Annotated in this window: 23 protein-coding genes; 9 read left to right on the forward strand and 14 right to left on the reverse strand. The window is 68.0% G+C overall.

Annotated features, from left to right (window positions below):
• Nucleotides 1–5: 5 nt before the first annotated feature.
• Together DI624_RS02045 and DI624_RS02050 are read left to right on the forward strand one after the other, a co-directional pair.
• Complete coding sequence (locus DI624_RS02045; RefSeq protein WP_291535734.1) at nt 6–509, forward strand: hypothetical protein; 504 nt, start codon at nt 6–8, stop codon at nt 507–509.
• Between the two features lie 51 nt (nt 510–560).
• Nucleotides 561–2,345 carry a DUF885 family protein gene (locus tag DI624_RS02050; RefSeq protein WP_291535735.1) on the forward strand — a complete coding sequence of 595 codons (1,785 nt, stop codon included), beginning with the start codon at nt 561–563 and terminating at the stop codon, nt 2,343–2,345.
• A gap of 3 nt (nt 2,346–2,348) precedes the next feature.
• Here the strand turns inward: DI624_RS02050 and DI624_RS02055 are convergent, their stop codons facing one another.
• Genes DI624_RS02055 through cysG form a run of 5 tightly spaced genes read right to left on the reverse strand, consistent with a single transcriptional unit; the run spans nt 2,349 to nt 7,774 of the window.
• Nucleotides 2,349–3,347 (reverse strand): cysteine synthase A, encoded by a 999-nt coding sequence (locus DI624_RS02055; RefSeq protein ID WP_291535736.1) that lies wholly within the window; start codon nt 3,345–3,347, stop codon nt 2,349–2,351.
• A 36-nt stretch (nt 3,348–3,383) separates the two neighbouring features.
• Nucleotides 3,384–4,463, reverse strand: a complete 1,080-nt coding sequence (locus tag DI624_RS02060; protein WP_291535737.1) for a phosphoadenylyl-sulfate reductase — start codon at nt 4,461–4,463, stop codon at nt 3,384–3,386.
• On the reverse strand, nt 4,447–6,117 hold the full coding sequence (locus DI624_RS02065) for a nitrite/sulfite reductase (protein WP_291535738.1): 1,671 nt from the start codon (nt 6,115–6,117) through the stop codon (nt 4,447–4,449). Before DI624_RS02065 ends, DI624_RS02060 begins: the two co-directional genes overlap by 17 nt.
• Nucleotides 6,117–6,392 carry a DUF2849 domain-containing protein gene (locus tag DI624_RS02070; RefSeq protein WP_291535739.1) on the reverse strand — a complete coding sequence of 92 codons (276 nt, stop codon included), beginning with the start codon at nt 6,390–6,392 and terminating at the stop codon, nt 6,117–6,119. The genes DI624_RS02065 and DI624_RS02070 overlap by 1 nt, the downstream gene beginning before the upstream one ends.
• Complete coding sequence (gene cysG, locus DI624_RS02075) at nt 6,389–7,774, reverse strand: siroheme synthase CysG (RefSeq protein ID WP_291535740.1); 1,386 nt, start codon at nt 7,772–7,774, stop codon at nt 6,389–6,391. The genes DI624_RS02070 and cysG overlap by 4 nt, the downstream gene beginning before the upstream one ends.
• 124 nt (nt 7,775–7,898) lie before the next feature.
• Between cysG and gcvA the strand changes: the two genes are divergently transcribed.
• Nucleotides 7,899–8,828: a transcriptional regulator GcvA gene (gcvA, locus tag DI624_RS02080; protein WP_291535741.1), complete on the forward strand. Its 930-nt coding sequence runs from the start codon at nt 7,899–7,901 to the stop codon at nt 8,826–8,828.
• 17 nt (nt 8,829–8,845) lie between these two features.
• The gene (locus tag DI624_RS02085; RefSeq protein WP_291535742.1) at nt 8,846–9,580 is read left to right on the forward strand and encodes an NYN domain-containing protein; all 735 of its coding nucleotides are present in this window, start codon (nt 8,846–8,848) and stop codon (nt 9,578–9,580) included.
• Nucleotides 9,581–9,590: 10 nt separating this feature from the next.
• On the opposite strand, the gene dxs is transcribed toward DI624_RS02085, so the two are convergent.
• The 4 genes from dxs to DI624_RS02105 all read right to left on the reverse strand — a co-directional run bounded on the left by dxs (nt 9,591) and on the right by DI624_RS02105 (nt 13,481).
• The gene (dxs, locus tag DI624_RS02090; RefSeq protein ID WP_291535743.1) at nt 9,591–11,501 is read right to left on the reverse strand and encodes a 1-deoxy-D-xylulose-5-phosphate synthase; all 1,911 of its coding nucleotides are present in this window, start codon (nt 11,499–11,501) and stop codon (nt 9,591–9,593) included.
• Between the two features lie 62 nt (nt 11,502–11,563).
• The gene (locus DI624_RS02095; RefSeq protein WP_291535851.1) at nt 11,564–12,439 is read right to left on the reverse strand and encodes a polyprenyl synthetase family protein; all 876 of its coding nucleotides are present in this window, start codon (nt 12,437–12,439) and stop codon (nt 11,564–11,566) included.
• 79 nt (nt 12,440–12,518) lie between these two features.
• On the reverse strand, nt 12,519–12,770 hold the full coding sequence (locus tag DI624_RS02100; protein ID WP_291535744.1) for an exodeoxyribonuclease VII small subunit: 252 nt from the start codon (nt 12,768–12,770) through the stop codon (nt 12,519–12,521).
• Between the two features lie 48 nt (nt 12,771–12,818).
• Nucleotides 12,819–13,481 (reverse strand): histidine phosphatase family protein, encoded by a 663-nt coding sequence (locus DI624_RS02105; protein WP_291535745.1) that lies wholly within the window; start codon nt 13,479–13,481, stop codon nt 12,819–12,821.
• Nucleotides 13,482–13,754: 273 nt separating this feature from the next.
• On the opposite strand from DI624_RS02105, the gene DI624_RS02110 reads away from it, so the two are divergent.
• The 5 genes from DI624_RS02110 to DI624_RS02130 are packed head-to-tail and all read left to right on the forward strand — an operon-like array spanning nt 13,755 to nt 17,813.
• Entirely contained in the window at nt 13,755–14,759 is a 1,005-nt protein-coding gene (locus DI624_RS02110) for a zinc-binding alcohol dehydrogenase family protein (RefSeq protein ID WP_291535746.1), read from the forward strand.
• 22 nt (nt 14,760–14,781) lie between these two features.
• Nucleotides 14,782–15,309 (forward strand): GNAT family N-acetyltransferase, encoded by a 528-nt coding sequence (locus DI624_RS02115; RefSeq protein WP_291535747.1) that lies wholly within the window; start codon nt 14,782–14,784, stop codon nt 15,307–15,309.
• Nucleotides 15,310–15,339: 30 nt separating this feature from the next.
• Nucleotides 15,340–16,065, forward strand: coding sequence for a DUF72 domain-containing protein (locus DI624_RS02120; RefSeq protein WP_291535748.1), 726 nt, complete (start codon nt 15,340–15,342; stop codon nt 16,063–16,065).
• A 13-nt stretch (nt 16,066–16,078) separates the two neighbouring features.
• Complete coding sequence (locus DI624_RS02125) at nt 16,079–17,257, forward strand: VWA domain-containing protein (protein WP_291535749.1); 1,179 nt, start codon at nt 16,079–16,081, stop codon at nt 17,255–17,257.
• A gap of 46 nt (nt 17,258–17,303) precedes the next feature.
• Nucleotides 17,304–17,813, forward strand: coding sequence for a hypothetical protein (locus tag DI624_RS02130; protein WP_291535750.1), 510 nt, complete (start codon nt 17,304–17,306; stop codon nt 17,811–17,813).
• 68 nt (nt 17,814–17,881) lie between these two features.
• Here DI624_RS02130 and DI624_RS02135 read toward each other — a convergent pair whose 3' ends face one another.
• The 5 genes from DI624_RS02135 to DI624_RS02155 form a co-directional block, all read right to left on the reverse strand.
• Nucleotides 17,882–18,061: a CsbD family protein gene (locus tag DI624_RS02135; protein WP_291535751.1), complete on the reverse strand. Its 180-nt coding sequence runs from the start codon at nt 18,059–18,061 to the stop codon at nt 17,882–17,884.
• Between the two features lie 85 nt (nt 18,062–18,146).
• Nucleotides 18,147–18,590: an NUDIX domain-containing protein gene (locus tag DI624_RS02140; protein ID WP_291535752.1), complete on the reverse strand. Its 444-nt coding sequence runs from the start codon at nt 18,588–18,590 to the stop codon at nt 18,147–18,149.
• A gap of 13 nt (nt 18,591–18,603) precedes the next feature.
• Nucleotides 18,604–19,644 (reverse strand): histidine kinase dimerization/phosphoacceptor domain -containing protein, encoded by a 1,041-nt coding sequence (locus tag DI624_RS02145; RefSeq protein ID WP_291535753.1) that lies wholly within the window; start codon nt 19,642–19,644, stop codon nt 18,604–18,606.
• Complete coding sequence (locus tag DI624_RS02150; protein ID WP_291535754.1) at nt 19,641–20,066, reverse strand: response regulator; 426 nt, start codon at nt 20,064–20,066, stop codon at nt 19,641–19,643. Before DI624_RS02150 ends, DI624_RS02145 begins: the two co-directional genes overlap by 4 nt.
• A complete protein-coding gene (locus tag DI624_RS02155; protein ID WP_291535755.1) occupies nt 20,063–21,589 on the reverse strand; it encodes a CHASE3 domain-containing protein in 1,527 nt (508 codons plus the stop codon). The genes DI624_RS02150 and DI624_RS02155 overlap by 4 nt, the downstream gene beginning before the upstream one ends.
• Between the last annotated feature and the right edge of the window lie 13 nt (nt 21,590–21,602).

The following is a 21,602-nucleotide window of genomic DNA, read 5'->3' on the forward strand; positions in this document are numbered from 1 at the left end:
CAAGCATGCGCCTGTCCCGCCTGATCCCGTCCCTGATCGCCGTCTCCGCCGTGGCCGCCTGCGCCACCCATGCGCCGTCGCCGGGCGACGCTTTGTCCGGCGCGTCCGGCGCCCCCGCCGCCACGCCCGGCCTGGACTGGTTCATGAACCGCGACGGTTCGGAGGCCAGCCTGGCCTATGGGGTGGCGAACAGCGACGAGGTGAAGCTGCATCTGCTGTGTCAGGCCGGCACGGGCGCGCTGGAGGTCACGGCGTCCAGCGAGAAGCCGGGCCGGGAAATCCATCTGGAATCGGGCGGCGACACCGAACGCTATGCTGCGACATCGGAGCCGGCCGTCGTTCACGAAGGCGAGTTGCTGACCGCGCACGCCGCGACCAAGGACCCGGTCTTCCAGCGGTTCCGCCGCCTGGGCTGGATCGCCAACTGGGCCGACGGTGAACGCGAAGTCTATGTCGCCCACCCGACCGCCAAGGCCGGGATCGAACGGTTCTTCGCCGTCTGCGGTTGACGCCGCCCCAAGGCTAGGCTTGCACTGCGCCCCTGCACTGGAGGGCGCACGATGAAGATTTCCCACATGGCCTTGGCGGCCCTGCTCGCCTCGGCCTCGCCTGCATTCGTCCTGGCCCAGGCCGCGAGCGCTGCGGTCGCTGCGCCGTCGGACGCCGCACTGAACGTCCTGATCGCCGATTACGAGACCTATCTGAAGTCGGTCGACCCCTTCTCGGCCGGCGGCGAGGGCGACGTGGAGGCGATGGGCCGGGTTCCCGATCTGTCGCGCGCCTTCGAACTGGCCCAACGGGCGCCGCTGGAGGCGTTCGTGCGTCGGCTGGACGCCGTCGACCCGGCAAGTCTTTCCCACGCGGGCGCCATCAACCACGCCTTCCTGCTCTACAGCCTGAAACGCAGCATCGAAGGGCTGGACTACGACGCCGGCCGACTGGCGTTCGACAGCGAGGGCGGGCCGGGAACCTGGGCCCTGTATGTCGGGGGAAGCACGCGGCTGAACTCGACGGCGGAGGCCCAGGCCTATATCCGGCGCATCCGGGGCTTCGGCGGCATCTACGCCCAGACGACCGAAAATGCGCGGCGCGGCCTGGATACGGGCCTGATCCAGGCCAGGTCGGTGACGGAAAGCGCCGTAGCCCTGGCCCGCAACGACGTGGCGATAGCGCCCGACGCCGAGCCATTGCTGAAACCCTTCGACACCCTGCCCGCGACCGTGTCCCAGGCCGACAAGGATCGACTGAGGGTCGAGGGCGCCGCCGCCGTCGCCTCGGTCATCGTCCCGGCGCGTCAGGCCTGGCTGAGTTTCCTGGAAACCGACTACCTGCCCAAGGCGCCGGTCGAACCCGGCATCGGCGCCCGTCCGGGCGGCAAGGCGCTCTACGCCTATCTGGTGCGGGGCCACACCACCACCGACCTGACGCCCGACCAGATCCACCAGATCGGCCTGTCCGAAGTGGCCCGCATCCGCGCCCGGATGGAGACGGAGATGAAGGCGTCGGGCTGGACCGGCGACTTCGCCGGTTTCCTGAACTTCCTGCGCACCGACCCCCGGTTCTATGCCGCCAGCCGCGAACAACTGCTGGAAAAGGCGTCGGAAATGGCCAAGCGCGCGGACGGCGGCCTGCCGGCCCTGTTCGCCACCCTGCCCCGTCTTCCCTATGACGTGCAGCCCGTTCCGCCCCAGATTGAGGCGAACTACACCACAGGCCGCTACAACGGCGGGTCGATGCAGAACGGCGTGGCCGCCCACTACATCGTCAATACGTCCAAGCTGGACCAGCGGCCCCTCTATGAGTTGCCGGCCCTGACCCTTCACGAGGCCGTGCCCGGCCACCACATCCAGATCGCCCTGCAGCAGGAGGCGGCCGGCCAACCCTATTTCCGGCGGCAGGCCAATGTCAGCGCCTTCACCGAGGGCTGGGGCCTGTACGCCGAATATCTGGGCGAGGAGATGGGCTTCTATCGCACGCCCTACGAACGGTTCGGCCGGCTGTCCTACGAGATGTGGCGCGCCTGTCGCCTCGTGGCCGACACCGGCCTGCATTGGATGGGCTGGAGCGAGGAACAGGCGCGCGCCTGTTTCCGCGACAACTCGGCCCTGGCGCCGCACAATATCGAGACCGAGTTGCAGCGTTATATCGGTTGGCCGGGCCAGGCGACCGCCTACAAGATCGGCGAAATCCGCCTGCGCGAAATCCGCGCCAGGGCCGAGCGTGAACTGGGGCCGAAGTTCAATGTGCGGACGTTCCACGACGCGCTGCTGACCGAGGGCCCGTTGCCGCTGGACTTGCTGGACCGGCGCATGGACGCCTGGATCGCGGAGCAGAAGGCGATGTGAAACCTAGGCCCAATCCGGCTCGGGCAAGCCTTTCGACCGCAGGAATTCCGGGTTGAACAGCTTGGACGCATAGCGCGAGCCTGGGTCGCACAGGCAGGTGACGATGGTCTTGCCCGGCCCGATCTCCCGGGCCAGGCGCACGGCGCCGGCGATATTCACCCCGGCCGAACCGCCCAGCGACAAGCCTTCGTGTTTCACCAGATCGAACAACAGGGGCAGGAACTCCGCGTCCTCGATCCGGTAGACGTGGTCGGGCGTGAACCCCTCCAGATTGCCGGTGATCCGCGCCACCCCGATGCCTTCGGTGATGGACGAGCCTTCGCCCGACATTTCGCCCTTGCTGAACCAGTTGAACAGGGCCGCCCCCGCCGGATCGGCCAGGGCGATCGTCACATCGGGCTTCTTTTCACGCAGATAGGCCGAGACGCCGGCGATGGTGCCGCCCGAGCCGACCGCCGAGACGAAGGCGTCCACCCGGCCGTCCGTCTGGGCCCAGATCTCGGGGCCGGTGGCGGCGTAGTGAGCGTCGCGATTGGCGGTGTTGTCGAACTGATTGGCCCAGAGGGCGCCCGCCTCTTGGCTGTCGTTCAATTCGGCGGCGAGGCGGCCCGAATAGTGAACGAAATGATTGGGGCTGGAGAAGGGGGCGGCGTCCACCTCGACCAGGCGCGCGCCCAGCGAACGGATGGCGGACTTCTTCTCTTCGGACTGGGTGCGTGGAATGACGATGACCACCGGATGGCCCAGGGCCGCCCCGACCAGGGCCAGGCCGATGCCGGTGTTGCCGGCCGTCCCCTCCACCAGGGTTCCGCCGGGCTTCAGCGCGCCCGACGCCCGCGCGGTCTGGACGATGGACAGGGCCGCGCGATCCTTGATCGAGCCGCCGGGATTCAAGAACTCGGCCTTGCCCAGGATTTCGCAGCCCGTCTGATCGGACAGACGGTTCAGGCGCACCAGCGGCGTATCGCCGATCAGGTCGATGACGTTAGGCGTGACAAACAAGGCGAAGCTTTCGGAGGAGGTCGAAACGAGAAGGGATCAGGCGGCGGCCTGACGTTGGCCTAAGTGGATGCCGCATTCCACCTTGTCCATGCCCGACCAGCGTCCGGCGCGCGCGTCCTCCCCGTCCTGCACCGCCCGCGTGCAGGGCCAGCAGCCGATGGAGCGATAACCCTGCTCGACCAGCGGATGGCGCGGCAGGTCGTGATCGTCCAGCCAGGCTTCGACATCGGCGGCGTCCCAGTTCGCCAGCGGATTGATCCGCAACACCCCGTCCAGAACCTCGAACGGCTTCAGCGCCGCCCGCGTCGCGGCCTGATAGCGTTTGCGTCCGGTGATCAGGGCGTTGAACCCGGCCGTCGCCCGCGCAAGCGGTCGCACCTTGCGCAGATCGCAGCAGGCGTCGGCGTCGGTCTTCCAAAGGTCGTCGCGGGCGTCCAGCATCGCCTTCTCCCCGGCGTCCGGCGCAACCAGACGCACGTCGGTCAGGCCCAGGACCTTCGTCAGCTGAGTGCGATAGGACAGGGTCTGCAAAAAATGTTGTCCGGTCTCTAAAAAAACCACCGGAACGTCGAGATTTTGTCGAGCAATTGTATCGAGCAGCACCGCCGATTCCGCGCCGAACGAAGAGATGGCGCCGACGCGCAGGCCCAGCGCCGGGTTCAGCGCCGCCTTGACGATTTCGCTCGCGTCCTTGCCCTCCGTCTCGCGGTTCAGCCGGTCGGCCAGCGCCTTGAGGTCGGGATCGTTGGAGGCGGCGCGACGGCGGCGCCAGATGGTCGGCGCGGGGTCGGCCGCGGGCTGATAGGCGGCGCTGAAGGCCTGGTCCATCCGCGCCCAGGCGGCGGCGTCCGCGCCCTCGCCCAGTTCGACGCCGTCGAACCCGGACCGGCGCAGGTGCCGCGCCTGGTCCGGCAACAACTTGCCCGCCGCGATCAGCCGCCCGGCATAGCCCCGCTCGCGCAGGATGGCGGCCAGGGAGAAGCCGCGCCCGTCGCGGAAGGCGTCGAACTCCAGCACCAGCACGTCTTCATCGGCGGCGGCGGCCTCGACCTCGTCCACCGGCGTCGCGACCGACAGGCGCAGACCGTTCTGACGGCCTTCAAGCGTTTGCAGCATCGAGAGTCTCGTAGATGGCGTCGCGGAAGGGATCGGGACCGACGCGGCGGACCGTGTCGATGAACCGTTCGCCCTCGGCGCGGATTTGCAGATAGCGGTCCAGCGTCCGCTGGATGGCGGGCGCGACCTCGTGCGAAGGCAGGCTCTTGCCGACGATGTCGCCCAGCGCCGCCTGTTCGTCGGGCGAGCCGCCGACGGTGATCTGGTAATATTCCTCGCCCTTGCGATCCACGCCCAGCACGCCGATGTGGCCGACATGGTGGTGTCCGCAGGCGTTGATGCAGCCGCTCATGTTTATGCGGACCGGCCCCAGCTTCTCCTGATAGTCCATGTCCGCCAGCCGCTTGGACAGGGCCTGGGCCACCGGGATCGAGCGGGCGTTGGCCAGGCTGCAATAGTCCAGGCCCGGGCAGGCGATGACATCTGTCGCCAGATCGGCGTTGGCGGTCGCCAGTCCCGCCTCACGAAGCGCGCGCCAAACGGTCGGCACGTCGTCCAGCTTCACATGAGGCAGGACCAGGTTCTGCTCGTAGGCGGCGCGCACTTCGTCGAACGAATAGCGTTGGGCCAAGTCCGCCACGGCGTCCATCTGGTCCGCCGTGATGTCGCCGGGCACGCCGCCGACCGGCTTCAGCGACACCACCACCAAGGCGTAGCCCGGCTGGCGATGACGTCGTACATTGTTGCGCGCGAACCGGGCGAAGTCGGGATCGGCCAGCAGGGCGCGGTCGAACGGGGCGCTGGTCTTCGGCAGGTGCTCGAACGCGGGCGGGGCGAAATAGGCCCCGATGCGCGCCAGTTCGTCATCCGGCACGCGCAGGTCTTCGCGGCGCAGCGCAGCGTAGTGTTTGTCCACTTCCTCGCGGAAGGCGTCGATGCCCAAGGAGGCGACCAGGATCTTGATCCGCGCCTTGTGGATGTTGTCGCGTCTGCCCAGCAGGTTCCAGGCCCGCAGGATGGCGGTCAAATAGGCCAGCAGATCCGCCGCCGGAACGCTGGAGGCGATCTCCTGGCCGATATGGGGCAGACGCCCCTGCCCGCCGCCGACGAAGACGCGGAAGGCGGTTCCGCCGTCCTCGCCCTTGACGATCTGCAGGCCGACGTCGTGGGTGCGGATCGCCGCCCGGTCCTTCTCGGCCCCGATCACCGCGATCTTGAACTTGCGCGGCAGGAAAGAGAACTCGGGGTGGATGGTGGACCACTGGCGGATGATCTCGCACCAGGGACGCGGATCCTCGATCTCGTCGTCGGCGGCGCCGGCGAAGACGTCGGTCGTGGTGTTTCTGATGCAGTTGCCCGACGTCTGGATGGCGTGCATCTCGACCTCGGCCAGATCGCTCAGGATCGCCGGCAGATCGGTCAGGGCCGGCCAGTTGTACTGGATGTTGCAGCGGGTGGTGAAATGGCCATAGCCCTTGTCATAGGTGCGGGCGATATGGGCCAGACGCCGCATCTGGCGGCTGCTCATCACGCCGTAAGGTATGGCGACCCGCAGCATATAGGCGTGCAGTTGCAGATAGACGCCGTTCATCAGCCGCAGCGGCTTGAACTCGTCCTCGGTCAGGGCGCCGGACGCGCGGCGTGCGACCTGATCGGCGAATTCCTCGACCCGTTCGCGCACCAGGGCGCGATCGAACTCGTCATACCGATACATCAGCCGAGTCCTCCGGCGACGCTGTGGCCCACGGTCGGTCCGGCCGAGCGGATGCGCTCCTTCAGCCGGTCGCGGCCCGAGGGGACATGGCCGTCCACCTCGACCGCATAGGGATTGACGAAGACATCCGGGCGCCCCGCCAGCTCGGCCAAGACGATGTCGGCCGTCGTCTCGTCCAGCACGGACGCCTGGTCGATGCGGTCCACCGGCTGATTGTCCAAGCCCGCATAGATGACGCGCCCGTCCGACAGGCGGTTGGCGGTGACGATCTTCATGCCGCGACCTCCGCGCGCACATCCAGCTGGGCAGCGGAAAAGGCCGCCGTCTCGCCGACGAACAGCAGGGCCGGGCCGGTCAGACCGGCGCCGCGCACCAGGGCGCCCAGGCCGTCCAGCCGGCCGGTCACCACCCGTTCGTCGGGGCGGCTGCCGTTCTCGACCAGGGCCACGGGCGTCGCTGGCGAACGGCCCGCTTCGATCAGCCTGGCCGCCGTCTCCTCGGCGCGGTCCGCGCCCATATAGATGGCGAGGGTGTGGTTGGGCGCCGCCAGTCGAGTCCAGTCGGCCTCGACGCCCCCCGGCTTGGCCTGGGCCGTCACGAAGGTCACGGCCTGGGCGTGGTCGCGATGGGTCAACGGAACGCCCGCCGAGGCCGCGCAGGCCAAGGCCGCCGTCACGCCCGGCACGACGAAGACCGGCACGCCCGCCGCCCGCATGGCCTCCAGCTCCTCGCCGCCGCGCCCGAAGACGAAGGGGTCGCCGCCCTTCAGCCGGACGACGCGATGACCGGCCTTGACCTCGGCGACCATCAGGGCCTCGATCTGGTCCTGGGGCACGGAATGATCGCCGCGCGCCTTGCCGACATACAGGCGTTTGGCGTCGCGCCGCGCCCGCGCCAGCACGGCCTCGGGCACCAGCCGGTCGTGGATGACGACATCGGCGTCCTGCAGCACCCGCAGCGCCTTCAGCGTCAGCAGTTCGGGATCGCCCGGCCCGGCCCCGACGATATGGACCACGCCCTGTTCCGGCGCGGCCACGTTCAGCAGGCGCAACATCTCGCGGCGCGCCTCGGCCGTCCGACCCTCGGCCGCCAGGGTCGCCGCCGGGCCCCGGAAGGCCTTTTCCCAGAAGCGACGGCGGGCCATGAAATCGGGCACGCTGGCCTTGACCGTGTCGCGCAGTTCGCGCGCCAGCCGCGCCACATGGGCCAGACCGGCCGGCATAACGCCCTCGATGGCGGTGCGGATGTCGCGGGCCAAGATCGGGGCCGATCCGCCGGTCGCCACGCCGATCACCACCTCGTCCCGGTCGATCAGGGCCGGGGTCTGGAAATCGCTCAGATGCGGCTTGTCGACCACATTGATCTGGGCGCCCGCCGCACGCGCCAAAGCGCCCAGCCGGGTCAATTCGTCCGCATCGTCCAGGGCCATGAAGACCAGGCGCGCGCCCGCCAGGTCGCCAGCCTCTGGCGAACGCAGAATCGGCTCCGGCGCCGCCAGAGGCGTTTCGATCTTGGGGGGCGCGCCGTCGGGGGCGAACCACACGACGTCGGCCGGCGTGTTCAGGAACAGTCGCAACTTCGCCAGGGCGGGTTCGCCGCCGCCGATGATGATGACCTTTGCGGCCTCCAGCGGGATGGAGGCGAGAAATACGCGCATCGTCTTGCTTTCAGGGCCGTCGAAAGGGGAAGAAGGGACGACGGCAGGTCGGGAAGCATCGGCGCGATGATCCAGGGCCGCAAACCAGATTGCCTTTGTCTCGCTGATAGGTTTTCTAACGGCGATGGCCCGTCCCCTGCTCCCGCTCAACGCCCTGCGCGCCTTCGAGGCCGCTGCGCGTCATCTGAACTTCTCGCGCGCCGCCGACGAGCTTGCGGTGACGCCGGGCGCCGTCAGCCAGCAGATCCGCCTGCTGGAGGACATCGTGGGCGGGCCGCTGTTCGTGCGCGAGGCGCGGGGCCTGCAACTGACCGATCTCGGCCGATCCTCCGTGCCCCTGCTGCGCGAGGGCTTCGAACGGCTGATGGACGCCTCGGCCCTGTTACGCGAGCCGCCGCGCCGGAAACAGGTGTCGATCAGCGTCGCGCCCGGCTTCGCCTCCAAGTGGCTGATGCCGCGCATGGACGACTTCCACACCGCCCATCCCGAGATCGAGCTGTGGATTTCCGCCGACATGGAGACGGCGGACCTGTCGGAGGGCAAGATCGACCTGGCCGTCCGCTACGGTCCCGGCGACTATCCGGGCCTGACGGTGGACCGGCTGATGACCGAGACGGTGCTGCCGGTCTGCGCCCCGTCGCTGATGGACGGCGACAAGCCCATCCGCAAGCCCGCCGACCTGATCGGACACACCCTGCTTCACGACATGTCCAACGACGGCGACCCCAGCCGTCCCGACTGGGCCATGTGGCTGAAGGCGCGGGGGGTGCGCCATCCCGATCCGCGTCGGGGGTCGCGCTTCAACCAGTCCAGCCTGCTGATCGAGGCGGCGGCGTCCGGGCGCGGCGTGGCCCTGGCCAAACGCACCCTGGCCCAGGCGGACCTGGCGTCGGGGCGGCTGGTCGCCCCCTTCCCGGATGGGTCGGAGGCGGTCGGTTTCGCCTATTACGTCGTCCAGCCGCGCGACCGTCCACCCTCGCCCAGCGCCACCGCCTTCGTCGCCTGGCTGAAGAAGCAGGCCGTGGATCACGACAACACCATGGGCCAACTCTAGGAAATAAGGAGGCTGTCATGGCCGATGGAAAACCGGCGCGCCTGGCCGTGCTGATCGACGCGGAAAACGCTTCGCCGCGCATCGCCGAGGCGCTGTTCACCGAAATCGCCACCCTGGGCGAGGCGTCGGCGCGGCGCGTCTACGGCGACTTCTCCAGCGCCCAGATCGCCGGCTGGACCAAGGTCCTGGCCCGCTGGGCCATCCAGCCCCAGCAGAATTTCGCCAACACCAAGGGCAAGAATTCGGGCGACATCGCCCTGGTGATCGACGCGATGGACCTGCTGCATTCGGGCCGGTTCGACGGTTTCTGCCTGGTTTCTTCGGATTCGGACTTCACCCGGCTGGCGGCGCGCATCCGCGAGGAGGGCGTGGACGTCTATGGCTTCGGCGAACAGAAGACGCCCGAAAGCTTCCGCCAGGCCTGCACCCGCTTCATCTACACCGAAAACCTGACCACCCAGGCCGAGCCGGATGGCGACGCCGGCAGGAAGACGTCCGCCGAACCGGGCCCGGCCAAGCGCAAGCCGTCCGAGGCGGCGCGGCTGATCGCCTCGGTCATCGCCGACATGGACGAGGACGGCGACGGCTGGGTTCCGGCCGGCGCCATTGGCAACCGGTTGCGCAACGCCTATCCCGACTTCGACCAGCGCACCTATGGCTACGCCAAGCTGTCGGACCTGATCCGGGCGACGGGACGATTCGAGGTCGAGACCACCGCCCCGGGCGGCATGCGGATTCGCGACCGGGCCTGAAAGGCGCCGGTCAGGCCCGCGCGGCGCGGCTGGCGGGAACGCCCAGCGCCTGGAGCGCGGTCGCGGCGATATGGTCGGCGTTCAGACCGGCCTGGGCGTACATGGCGGCCGGGGCGTCCTGGTCCTGGAACACGTCGGGCAGGTTCAGGGTGCGGATTTTCAGCCCCGCATCCAGCGCGCCCTTTTCCGCCAGCAGTTGCAGCACGAAGGCGCCGAAACCGCCCATGGCGCCCTCTTCCACCGTGATCAGGGCCTCGTGCCCGCGCGCCAGGCGCAGGATCAGGTCGGCGTCCAGCGGCTTGGCGAAGCGGGCGTCGGCGACGGTGGCCGACACGCCCTTGGCGGCCAGCAGGTCCGCCGCCTTCAGCGATTCCTGCAACCGGGTGCCCAGCGACAGGATGGCGACGGAGGTTCCTTCGCGCACGATCCGGCCCTTGCCGATTTCCAGCGGGGCGGCCAGTTCGGGGATGTCCACGCCCACGCCGTCGCCGCGCGGATAGCGGAAGGCGCTGGGGCGGTCGTCGATGGCCAGGGACGTCGAGATCATCGCCGCCAGTTCCGCCTCGTCCGAGGCGGCCATCAGCACCATGCCGGGCAGCGCCCCCATGAAGCCGATGTCGAACGACCCGGCGTGGGTGGCGCCGTCCGCCCCCACCAGCCCGGCCCGGTCCATGGCGAAACGCACCGGCAGCGACTGGATCGCCACGTCGTGGACGACCTGGTCGTAACCGCGTTGCAGGAAGGTGGAATAGATGGCGCAGACCGGCTTCATCCCGTCCGCCGCCAGGCCGGCGGCGAAGGTTACGGCGTGCTGTTCGGCGATGCCGACGTCATAGGTCCGCTCGGGGAAGGCCTGGCCGAACAGGTCCAGACCCGTACCCGACGGCATGGCGGCGGTGATAGCCACCACGGTCGGATCGACCTTGGCGTGTTTGATCAGCTCGGTCCCGAACACCTTGGTGTAGCTGGGGGCGTTCGAGACGGCCTTGGCCTGCTTGCCCGAGACCACGTCGAACTTGACCACCGCATGGAGCTTGTCGGCGCTGCTCTCGGCCGGGGCGTAGCCCTTGCCTTTTTGCGTCACGACATGGACCAGCACCGGCCGGTCCTCTATGGCGGCCGCCTTCTTCAGGATCGGCACCAGATTGTCCATGTCGTGTCCGTCGATGGGACCGACATAGTAGAAGCCCAGCTCTTCGAAGAAGGTGCCGCCCGTGACCATGCCGCGCGCGTATTCCTCGGCCTTCTTGGCCGCCTGGCGGAAGGGGCGCGGCAGATGCTGGGCCACGGATTTTCCCAGCCGGCGCACGTTCCGATAGGCGCCGCCCGACACCAGCCCGGCCAGATAGGCGCTCATCCCGCCCACCGGCGGGGCGATGGACATGTCGTTGTCGTTCAGGATGACCATCAACTGGCCGCTGGTCGCTTCGGCGGCGTTGTTCATCGCCTCATAGGCCATGCCCGCCGACATCGACCCGTCTCCGATCACGGCCACGACGCGGTTCTTCTCGCCCTTCTGATCGCGCGCGGCGGCGAAGCCCAGGGCGGCGCTGATCGAGGTCGAGGCGTGAGCGGCGCCGAAGGGGTCGTATTCGCTCTCGGCGCGCTTGGTGAAGCCCGACAGGCCGCCGCCCTGGCGCAGGGTGCGGATGCGGTCGCGCCGTCCGGTCAGTATCTTGTGCGGATAGCACTGATGCCCGACATCCCAGATCAGGATGTCCCTGGGCGTCTCGAACACATGGTGCAGGGCCGTGGTCAGTTCGACCACGCCCAGGCCCGCGCCCAGGTGTCCGCCCGTGACCGACACGGCGTCGATGGTTTCGGCCCGCACCTCGTCCGCCAGCTGCTTCAACTGGGCGATGTCGAAGCTCCGCATGTCGGCGGGGACCCTGACGGTGTCGAGTAGCGGAGTGTCGGGCATTTAGGCGTAAGAACCTTGGAGAAGTCTGCGGATCAACCCGCAGGTCGGCCGGATGTTTCGTATCAGGACCGGCGCTTTAGCACAAAGTCCACGCTGGCCCTGAGGATTTCCGCCTCTTCGCCGAACGGCTCCAGGTGGGAGCGGGCCTGCCGCGCCAGATGCGCGACCCTGTGCCGCGCCGCCTCCAGCCCCAGCAGGGTGACGAAGTTGGTCTTGCCCAGCGCCGCATCCTTGCCGCCCGCCGCCTTGCCCATCTCCTCGGCCGAGCCTTCGGCGTCCAGCAGATCGTCGACGATCTGATAGGCCAGGCCCACGTCGTGGGCGAAGCTGATCAGGGCGTGGCGATGCGGGGCCGAGGCGTCGGCGACGATCAGCGGAATCTCGAACGCATAGGCGAACAGGGCGCCGGTCTTCAGCCGCTGCATCCGCGCCACCCCGCCCAGGTCGTCGCGCACGCCCAGAAGGTCGATCATCTGGCCACCCGCCATGCCCCGCGCGCCCGACGCCAGCGACAGCCGCGCCGCCAGTTCGCAGCGCACGGCCGCGTCCTCGTGCGTGTCCTCGTGCAGGAGGATGTCGAAGGCGGCGGTCTGAAGCGCGTCGCCGGCCAGGACCGCCGTCGCCTCGTCATAGGCCCGGTGGACGGTCGGGCGGCCGCGCCGAACATCGTCGTCGTCCATGCACGGCAGATCGTCGTGAACCAGGCTGTAGGCGTGGACGCATTCCAGGGCGCAGGCCGCGCGCAGCACCGAGCGTTCGTCGATGTCGAACAGCCGCGCCGCCTCCAGCGCGAAGAACGGCCGCAGCCGCTTGCCCGGCCCCAGGGCGGCGTAGCGCATGGCCTCGGTCAGCCGCGATTCCGGCCCCTCGGCGCGCGGCAGCAACTCGTCCAGCGCGACCGTGACCAGATCGGCGATCTCGCCCACGCGGTCGATCACCGCCTGTTCGGGCGAATTGGCGGCGATGACGCGGTTCAAGAGGACCGACCGCCCTTCGCCAAGCCGGGACGACGAAGGTTCATTCGAACGACGCCGCCTCGACGCCCCTGGCCTGGCCGTCGGGGCCGACCACGATCTTCTCGACGCGCAACTGGGCCGCCTTCAGCCGCGCCTCGCAATGCGCCTTCAGCCGCGCGCCCTCCTCGTAAAGGGCGATGGATTCCTCCAGCGGGGCCTGGCCGGATTCCAGGCGGGACACGATGGTCTCCAGGCGTTTCAGGGCGTCTTCGAAACTGAGGTCTGCGGGAATGGCGGGGGCGGCGTCGGTCATGACGCGGACCCTAGAGGGGGTCGCCGCCCGCTTCAACGCCCGAAGCGGTCATCGCTTCTCGTAGCGACGCTGGGACCAGTATTTGAAGCCCTGGTTCTGCACCAGTCTCCAGCCGTCGCCCTTCAGGGCGCGGCCGACCATATGGTTGAAGTAGCCGTGGGCGAAGACCAGCACGTCCTGGCCGCCTTCGGCCCGCGCGATCAGTTTTCGCGCCGCCTGCGCGGCGCGCGCCTCGGCCTGGGCGCGGGTCTCCTGGCCGTCGTGATGGTCGAAGGCGTGCCACCAGAAACGCGACACCACCCCCCACCATTTGGGCGACAGCCTGATCCATTCGGGAACCGGCGGCGGCGGCAGCGGCGCCTCGATGAACATGACGTCCGACATCACCTCGCGCCCGGCGGCGACGGCGGCGGCGGTCTCCTGGGCGCGCTGGCGGGTGGAAGCGTAGATGGCGCCCGCACCCTGGGCCGCCGCGATCAGTTCGGGGGGCGGGGTCTGGCCGGCCAGCAGGCCGCCGACCTCGTATCTGGCCCACCAATCGCCATACTGGCGCGCCGTGATCAGGCATTTGCGCGACAGGGCCGGCTCGCCGTGCCGCGTCAGGATGATGGCGCCGGGCCGGACGCCGGCCATGGCGCCGACCGAAGGCGCGGCGGGAGACGAAGCCGCCGGCGGTTCGGTCGAATCGAGGGACAGTGCGGGGGCTGACATGACAAGCGGACGGACCTTTGATTTCAAGGCTTTATGCGTCCTCAGTCCTCCCCAAGCGCGGCGACGTGTGCGGCCGGCGAACGGCCCGATCCTTCAAGGTGGTAGCCCCCCTCGCGCGCGGATACAACCTTGCCTGAACACCTCTGTCGCGCGGCGCGCACGACGGCGCGGGCGGCCTGTGCGAAATCCCGCCCCCCGGGCGACGGAAGCGCCTTGCGCCCGGCCGATCGCGAACCGATGTGCAGGGCGACCAGACATCCCCAGGAGAGCGCCATGAAGGCTATCGGCACGACCGGCCCCCGTCCCGCGACCGACCCCGCCGCCCTGACGGCGTTCGATGCGCCCGAACCCGTTTTGCGGCCGCGCGACCTGCTGGTTCAGGTGGAGGCCGTCAGCCTGAACCCGGTCGACGCCAAGGTCCGCAACAGCCGCCAGCCCGAGGCGGGTGAGACCAGCATACTGGGCTATGACGCGGCCGGCACCGTGATCGGCGTCGGCGAAGAGGTCAGCCTGTTCAAGGTCGGGGACGAGGTCTTCTACGCCGGTCAGATCGACCGTCCCGGCTCCAACGCCGAACGGCAGGCGGTGGACGAACGGATCGTGGGACCGAAGCCGACGTCCCTGACCTTCCCCGAGGCCGCCGCCCTGCCCCTGACCGCCATCACGGCTTGGGAGTTGCTGTTCGACCGGATGAAGGCCGGGCGCGACGAAGACGAGACCCTTTTGGTGCTCGGCGGGGCCGGCGGCGTCGGCTCGGCCCTGATCCAGATCGCGCGGGCCGCCACCGGGCTTCGGGTCGTCGCCACGGCTTCGCGGCCCGACACCCGCCAGTGGTGCCTGGACCTGGGCGCCCACGCCGTGATCGACCACTCCGGCCCGATCGATGAAGCGCTGAGCGCCGCCGGCGAGCGGCCGCCCCGCTACATCGCCGCCCTGACCCATACCCAGTCCCACTTCGAGGCCCTGGCCCGCGCCGTGGCGGCGCAAGGGGTGATCGGCGCCATCGACGACTTCAGGGGACTGCCGATCGAGCTGCTGAAGCCCAAGGCCGCCGGCTTCGTCTGGGAGTTCATGTTCACCCGGCCGGTGCAGCATACGTCGGACATGATCAAGCAGCACGAACTGCTGGCCGAGGTCTCGCGGCTGGTCGACGCGGGCGCGATGCGGAGCACCCTGACGGAAAACCTGGGACCGCTGTCGGTCGAGACCCTGCTGGAAGGCCATCGTCGGCTGGAGAGCGGGACGACCATCGGCAAGATCGTTCTGGACGGCTTCTGACCCCTCGCTCTAAGGGCGGATCATGACCGCGCCCGTGATCCGCCCCGCCCACCCCGACGACGCCGCAGCCTTGGGCGCCTTGGGCCGCCAGACCTTCGTAGACACCTTCGTCACGGGGTTCGGCATTCCTTATCCGCAAGCCGATTTGAACGCCTTTCTCGACGCCAGCTTCGACCTGGAGCCGACCCGGAGGAAGCTGGCCGAGCCGGGCTGCGCCTGGTGGGTGGCCGAACGCGACGGCGAACTGATGGCCTTCGCCAACGCCGGCCCCAACGGCCTGCCCCATCCCGAAGCGCGGACCGGCGATCTGGAGTTGCGCCGTCTCTATGTGGCCAGGACCGCCCAGGGCCTGGGCCTGGGCACGGCGCTGCTGACCGTGGCGCTGGGCTGGATGCGGACGAACACCGCAGGCGCCCTGTGGATCGGCGTCTGGAGCGGCAACGCCAAGGCTCAGCGCCTTTACGCCGCCCACGGCTTCGAAAAGGTCGGTGAATACGACTATCCTGTCGGCGCCTGGCGCGACCGCGAGTTCATTCTGCGCAGAGGCTGAACCGATTGATCTTCCAGCCGCTAGGCCTGCATGGGCGAGATTCGCATCGGCACGTCAGGTTGGGCCTACAAGGACTGGAACGGCCCCTTCTATCCAGACGAGGTCAAGGCCAAGGATCGCCTGGCCCATATTTCACGCCGCTTCACGACGCTGGAGATCAACGCCAGCTTCTATCGCATGCCCACGGACAAGGCGGTGGCCGGATGGCGCGAACAGACGCCAGACGATTTTGTCTTCGCCTGGAAGGCTTCGCGTTACATCACCCATAACAAGAAACTGACCGACCCGGCCGACAGCCTGGCCTATATGTTCCAACGGGCCGAGGGGCTGGACGGCAAGTTGGGACCGATCCTGTTTCAACTGCCGCCCAATCTGCGACGGAACGACCAACGGCTGACCGACTTCTTGAAGGCGCTGCCGCACAGGGGTCGCTTCGCTTTCGAGTTCCGCCATTCCAGTTGGCATGACCCCGCCGTGCTGGACCTTTTGCGCGACCATGGCGTCGGCTTCTGCATCTCCGACCATCACGACGCGCCTTCGCCGTGGGCGGCCACTGCCGACTTCGTCTATCTGCGCGGGCATGGCCCCGGAGGGCGGTACCATAGCCGATATGGCGAGGCCGCCCTCAAGGACTGGGTCGATCACATTGGGCGCTGGCGCAAGGACCACGACGTTTTCGTCTACTTCGACAACGACATCAAAAGCGCGGCGCCGGCCGACGCCCAGCAACTGATCGAAATGCTGTCGCCGACCTGATAGGGTCTGACCCATGCTGCTGCCGTTTTTCACCGCCCTGCGCGACGCCAAGGTTCCGGTGTCGATGAAGGAATGGCTCCATCTGATGGAGGCGTTGGATCGCGATCTGGCGGGGCGGGAGGTGGAGACCTTCTATCATCTGTCGCGCGCGGTCCTGGTCAAGGACGAGAAACACTATGATCGGTTCGACCAGGTCTTCGGGACGGTGTTCAAGGGAGTCGAGACGGTCGGGGCGGGCCAAGACCCGACTGCGGACATCCCCGAGGACTGGCTGCGGCTGCTGAACGAGAAATATCTGACCGACGAGGAAAAGGCCCAGATCGAGGCCCTGGGCGGGTTCGACAAGCTGATGGAGACGCTGAAACAGCGGCTGGAGGAGCAGAAGGAACGCCACGCCGGCGGCAACCGCTGGATCGGCACGGGCGGGACCAGTCCCTTCGGCCACGGCGGCTACAATCCCGAGGGCGTTCGCATCGGCGGGCCGGGAAGGCATGGCCGGGCGGTCAAGGTCTGGGAGAAGCGCGAGTTCAGGAACCTGGACGACACGGTCGAACTGGGCGCCCGCAACATCAAGGTCGCCCTGCGTCGCCTGCGGCGCTTCGCACGCCAGGGCGCGGCCGAGGAACTGGACATCGACGGCACCATCGACGGCACGGCTCGCCAGGGGTGGCTGGACATTCAGATGCGGCCCGAGCGGCGCAATACGATCAAGGTCCTGCTGTTCCTCGACATCGGCGGCTCGATGGACGGTCACGTCAAGCTGGTCGAGGAACTGTTCTCGGCGGCCCGGACCGAGTTCAAGAACCTCGAGTTCTTCTACTTCCACAACTGCCTCTACGAGGGCGTCTGGAAGGACAATCGGCGCCGCCACACGGAAAAGATTCCGACCTGGGACCTGCTGCACAAATATCCGGGCGATTGGCGGGCCATCTTCGTCGGCGACGCGACCATGTCGCCCTACGAGATCACCATGCCCGGCGGCTCGGTCGAGCACTGGAACGAGGAGGCCGGGGCCGTGTGGATGAAGCGGGCGCGGGATCAGTGGGAACGATCGGTCTGGCTGAACCCGGTCCACGAACGCTATTGGACCTACACCGCCTCGGTCGGCCTGCTGCGCGAGGTGATGGACCAGCGAATGTATCCGCTGACGCTGGACGGACTGGACAAGGCCATGCGGGCCCTGACAAGGTAGGCGACGCGCCGGGGCGAGCCGCAGGCGCGACACAGGGGTTCGACCGATGATCGCCGCCGCCTTCGCCCTTGTCCTGATGCAGGAGGCCGCGCCTTCCGTGGTGTGGGAGACCTCCGCCGCCGAACCGCCGGCGACCGCAGCAACCGCCGTCGCACCGGCCACGCCGCATTCCGTGCCCGCCTGGGGCCTGGCCGATCCGTTCGGGTTCGAGCGGGCGCGGTGCAGTCCGCTGGTGCGCGGCGCGAAATCGATGGAAACCTGCCAGACCGAAGTGCGCGCGCAACTGGCCACGGCTCTGGGGCCGGACCTGCCCGAGGCGCTGCGCCCCGCCGGCATGGCCGGAGACTGTCAGATGATGCAGGCGTCGGCCGGCGGCAGCGCCTATTCGATCCAGTGCGGGCCGCAGTCGCGGGCGGCCAGCGCGCCATCCGGGCTGCGCGAGATGGACTGCCGTCCCCGCCCGGTCGAAGGCGGCTTCAGTTCGGAATGCCGCCCCGTCGATGAAACCGGCAAGAAGGGGCTGTCGCTGACCCTTTGGGGCGACAAGAACGACTGACCACACATGGCGAAACGCCGCCCGCTTTCGCGGACGGCGCTTCCCGTATTCGGCATGTCAGGCTGAGATCAAGCCTTGTCGCGCAGGCTGTCCTTGGCGCCGCCGACGGCGTTCTGGACCTTGCCTTCGACCTGGTCGGCCTTGCCTTCGGCTTGGAGCTTGGTGTCGCCGGTCATCTTGCCGGCGGCTTCCTTCACCTTGCCGCCGATATTCTTGGCGGCGCCTTCGATGCGGTCATGATCGGCCATCGTCTTGTCTCCTGATCCAGCGCCGCCGGGACAGCGGCGCGCGTTGATCAAAAAACGGAAACGCCAAAGCCTTGTTCCGTAAGGCTCAGCTTGGCCGACGCAGCCAGACCGCCACGGCCCAGGCGTGCGAATCGTGGCGCAAACGGGACAGGGCGACGGTCGGATCCAGCCATACCAGCGTGTGATCGTCCTCGCACTTGGCGGCCGGATCCTCGGCCACGACGCGGGCGGTCCAGAAACCGCCGACGTTGTTCACCGGCTCCTCGGTCGAGCGCACGAAATACTGCCCGGCCTCGGCGATTCGGTTCAGGGGCGCGATCGTCAGCCCGGTTTCTTCCAGGAACTCGCGCCGCAGGGCCTCGACCTCGGTTTCTTCCAGGTCCAGCCCCCCGCCCGGCAGGTCGAAATAGGGGCCGGACGGCCGCTCCACCCGCACGCAGGCGATCAGCCCGTCGCGTTCGGCCACGCCGAAGGCGACGGTGCGATGGCGGTAGTCGATACCAGGCTTTCGGACGCCGAACTGAAGCATGACGATGTCGACCTTAAAGGTCGAAGGCCAGCCTGGCGCGCACGCCCTTGTGAGCGCCGTCGAATTCGACCGCCGAGCGCAGGCCCGAGGCCATGGCCGAGATGATCTTGGCGCCCAGGCCCGTGCCCTTCGGGGCGCCGTCGCCCATGCCGGGACCGTCGTCCTCGACCGTCAGGACGACGCGATTGTCGCCCTCATGCTCCAACAGTATGCGGATTTCGCCGCCCTGGCCGGGGGCATAGGCGTATTTGACGGCGTTCGTGACCAGTTCGGTGACGATGACGCCGATGGAGACGGCCTGATCCGTGGTGACGGAAAGGGGCGCGGCCTTCAGCTTCAGGCGCGGCGAACCCTGATCCGGCCCGATGGACTTGGACAGTTCGTCGATCAATCCGACCAGATAGTCGTCCATGGCCACGCGGCTCATGTCGCCCGAGGTGTAGAGGCGTCGATGCACGTGGGCGACCGCCTCGATCCGCGCCTGGGATTCGCGCAGGGCCTCCTTGGCGGCATGGTCGGCGATATGGCGCATCTGCAGCGACATGAAGCTGGACACCAGTTGCAGGGAGTTGCCGACCCGGTGGTTCACCTCGCGCAGCATGGCCTCGGCCCGGTCGCGCGCCAGACGAATCTCCTCCTGCGCCTGGTCGTTCTCGCGTTGAAGGCGCCGCCGCAACAGGGCGTCCTCCAGCGCGGCGCGCAGCAGGGAGGTGAAATCTTCGGACACGTCCTTGATGACATAGTCGGCTGCGCCGGCGCGCAGGGCGGCCACGGCGATCCGCCCGTCCTGGGCGCCCGTCACATAGACGACCGGCGGCGGCGCGCTCAGCGCCAGGATGTCGGGCAGCACGTCCAGCCCGTCGCGCGTCGGCATATAATGGTCCAGGGCGCAGACATCGTACTCATGCCGCTGCAACAGCTCCAGCCCCGCATCGCCGTCCGGCGCGCAGGTGACGGCGTAGCCGTGGCGCCCCAGCTCCTTCTCGACCAGCCGGGACAGGCCCCGGTCGTCGTCGATGTAAAGCAGGCGGATCAGCGGGTTCGCCTCGATCACTCGATCTCCGGCGCCTGGATCACCGACAGGAACAGCCCCAGTTGGCGGATCGCGCCCGCGAAGGACTCATAGTCCACCGGCTTGGTGATGTAGACATTGCAGCCCAGGTCGTAGCAGCGCTGGATCTCCACCTTGTCGTCCGTCGTGGTCAAAACCACCACGGGGGCGCGCCGCAACCGCTCATTGCCCTTCACCTTCTCCAAAATGTCGGTTCCCGACATATCCGGCAGGTTGAGGTCCAGAAGGATCAACAAAGGCCCATTGGCCAGGATTTCGTCGCTGAACAGATAATCCAGCGCCGCGCCGCCCTCATCGAAATGCTTGATTTCGTTGTTTATGTTCGCGCGACGGATGTTCTTTTCGATCAGCTTGGCGTGACCGTGGTCGTCTTCGACCATGATGATTTTGACAGGCTGCGTCACGACGCGACTCCAGGTTCGGCTACGATCAGTCGTTTGGGGAATTTCAGCAGGAAAGTCGAGCCCTTGCCAAGCTCGGATTGCACGTCGATCGTGCCGCCCAGCCGCCGGACGCTGTTGCGTACGAAGGCCAGGCCCAGCCCCTCGCCCGCGCGATCCTGCCGGCCGGACCGCCGAAACAGCTCGAAAATCCGCTCATGATCGCGGGGCGCGATGCCGCGGCCGTTGTCGGCGATGCTATAGACGACCCAGCCGCCCGGCACGTCCTCGCCCGTGACGACGATTTCGCCCGGCCGGTCGTGGTCCAGATATTTGACGGCGTTGTCGATCAGATTGCCGATGATCTGCTCCATCGAAATCCGGTCGCTTTCGATTTCAGGCAGGGGCTGAACCTCGATGCGGGCGCCCGAGGCTTCGGTCTGGTGATGGACGCTCTTGGCGATGCCTTCCGCCATCGCCGTCATGTCCAGCGTCTCGGGCAGCAGATTGCGCCGGCCTTCGCGAGACAGCTTCAGGATGGCGTTGATCAGCCGGTCCATCTTCTCGGTCGAGGCGCGGATGAAGCCGATGGCCTCCGGCACGTCCTCGCGGACGGCGGTGACGACCTCGGCGTCGACGGCGCGCGTCTTCTCCGCCTCTTGGATGGCCTTGTCGATGACCTTGCCGGCCTGCTCAAGCTCGGAGGTGTAGCCCATGACGTTGACCAGGGGCGCGCGCAGGTCGTGGCTGACGATATAGGCGAAGCGCTGAATCTCCTCGTTGGCGCGCATCAGATCCCCGGTCCGTTCCTTGACCTTGTCTTCCAGGCTGGCGTTCGCGGCGTCCAGCACGGCGCGGGCGCGTTCGATTTCGGCGACATAGCGCCGAACCATCCAGGCCGACAGCAGCGCCAGCAGGATCACCAGAACGCCGGCGATGGCGTTCATCGCCACCGTCAGCAAGGCGAACCGTTCCGACCGCTTCTGGAGGTCGGCTATCTTGCCGGACTTCAGAACGTCGAAGGCCTCGATGGCGATCCTCAGATCGTCCATGTAGCGTTTGCCCTCGCCCGAGCGCACGGTCTGGATCGACTGGCCGATCCGCCCCTGGGCCGCCAGGGAGATGGTGCGATCCATCTCGGCCCATTTCAGGCCGGCGAGGCGATGGATTTCGTCCACCGCGCCCCTCAACGCCGGATCGGCGACGGCGGCCTGGTCCAGAAGGGCCAGGGCCGGCTGCATTTCCTCTCGCGCAATGCGGTAGGGCTGCAGGAAGTCCCCGCGTCCGGTCAGCAGGAAGCCGCGCTGGGCCGTTTCCGCGTTCAGCATGGAGATCAGGGTGGTCCGCGACGCTCGCCGCATCTGCTGGTCGTGCTCGATGGTGCGGTTCACGGCCGCCGTCCGCTGGATCATCACGAAGGTCGTGGCGTTGACCAGGATCAGCAGGCCGAAGGCCAGGATCAGAGTGGCCGACATCGACCGCGCCAGCGACGGCGTGCGTACGAAATTCTGAAAGCGCGACCATTGCCGCCGAGCTGTGGGGATCATGGCGCGAAGCTTT

The sequence above is a fragment of the Brevundimonas sp. genome (genome assembly GCF_003248455.1).
GTDB lineage: Bacteria > Pseudomonadota > Alphaproteobacteria > Caulobacterales > Caulobacteraceae > Brevundimonas.

Coding starts and splice junctions, on each gene's coding strand:
- DI624_RS02045 (WP_291535734.1), top strand. CDS start 6: ATGCGCCTGTCCCGCCTGATCCCGTCCCTGATCGCCGTCTCCGCCGTG.
- DI624_RS02050 (WP_291535735.1), top strand. CDS start 561: ATGAAGATTTCCCACATGGCCTTGGCGGCCCTGCTCGCCTCGGCCTCG.
- DI624_RS02060 (WP_291535737.1), bottom strand. CDS start 4,463: ATGCTGCAAACGCTTGAAGGCCGTCAGAACGGTCTGCGCCTGTCGGTC.
- DI624_RS02065 (WP_291535738.1), bottom strand. CDS start 6,117: ATGTATCGGTATGACGAGTTCGATCGCGCCCTGGTGCGCGAACGGGTC.
- DI624_RS02070 (WP_291535739.1), bottom strand. CDS start 6,392: ATGAAGATCGTCACCGCCAACCGCCTGTCGGACGGGCGCGTCATCTAT.
- cysG (WP_291535740.1), bottom strand. CDS start 7,774: ATGCGCGTATTTCTCGCCTCCATCCCGCTGGAGGCCGCAAAGGTCATC.
- gcvA (WP_291535741.1), top strand. CDS start 7,899: ATGGCCCGTCCCCTGCTCCCGCTCAACGCCCTGCGCGCCTTCGAGGCC.
- DI624_RS02085 (WP_291535742.1), top strand. CDS start 8,846: ATGGCCGATGGAAAACCGGCGCGCCTGGCCGTGCTGATCGACGCGGAA.
- dxs (WP_291535743.1), bottom strand. CDS start 11,501: ATGCCCGACACTCCGCTACTCGACACCGTCAGGGTCCCCGCCGACATG.
- DI624_RS02100 (WP_291535744.1), bottom strand. CDS start 12,770: ATGACCGACGCCGCCCCCGCCATTCCCGCAGACCTCAGTTTCGAAGAC.
- DI624_RS02105 (WP_291535745.1), bottom strand. CDS start 13,481: ATGTCAGCCCCCGCACTGTCCCTCGATTCGACCGAACCGCCGGCGGCT.
- DI624_RS02110 (WP_291535746.1), top strand. CDS start 13,755: ATGAAGGCTATCGGCACGACCGGCCCCCGTCCCGCGACCGACCCCGCC.
- DI624_RS02115 (WP_291535747.1), top strand. CDS start 14,782: ATGACCGCGCCCGTGATCCGCCCCGCCCACCCCGACGACGCCGCAGCC.
- DI624_RS02120 (WP_291535748.1), top strand. CDS start 15,340: ATGGGCGAGATTCGCATCGGCACGTCAGGTTGGGCCTACAAGGACTGG.
- DI624_RS02125 (WP_291535749.1), top strand. CDS start 16,079: ATGCTGCTGCCGTTTTTCACCGCCCTGCGCGACGCCAAGGTTCCGGTG.
- DI624_RS02130 (WP_291535750.1), top strand. CDS start 17,304: ATGATCGCCGCCGCCTTCGCCCTTGTCCTGATGCAGGAGGCCGCGCCT.
- DI624_RS02135 (WP_291535751.1), bottom strand. CDS start 18,061: ATGGCCGATCATGACCGCATCGAAGGCGCCGCCAAGAATATCGGCGGC.
- DI624_RS02140 (WP_291535752.1), bottom strand. CDS start 18,590: ATGCTTCAGTTCGGCGTCCGAAAGCCTGGTATCGACTACCGCCATCGC.
- DI624_RS02155 (WP_291535755.1), bottom strand. CDS start 21,589: ATGATCCCCACAGCTCGGCGGCAATGGTCGCGCTTTCAGAATTTCGTA.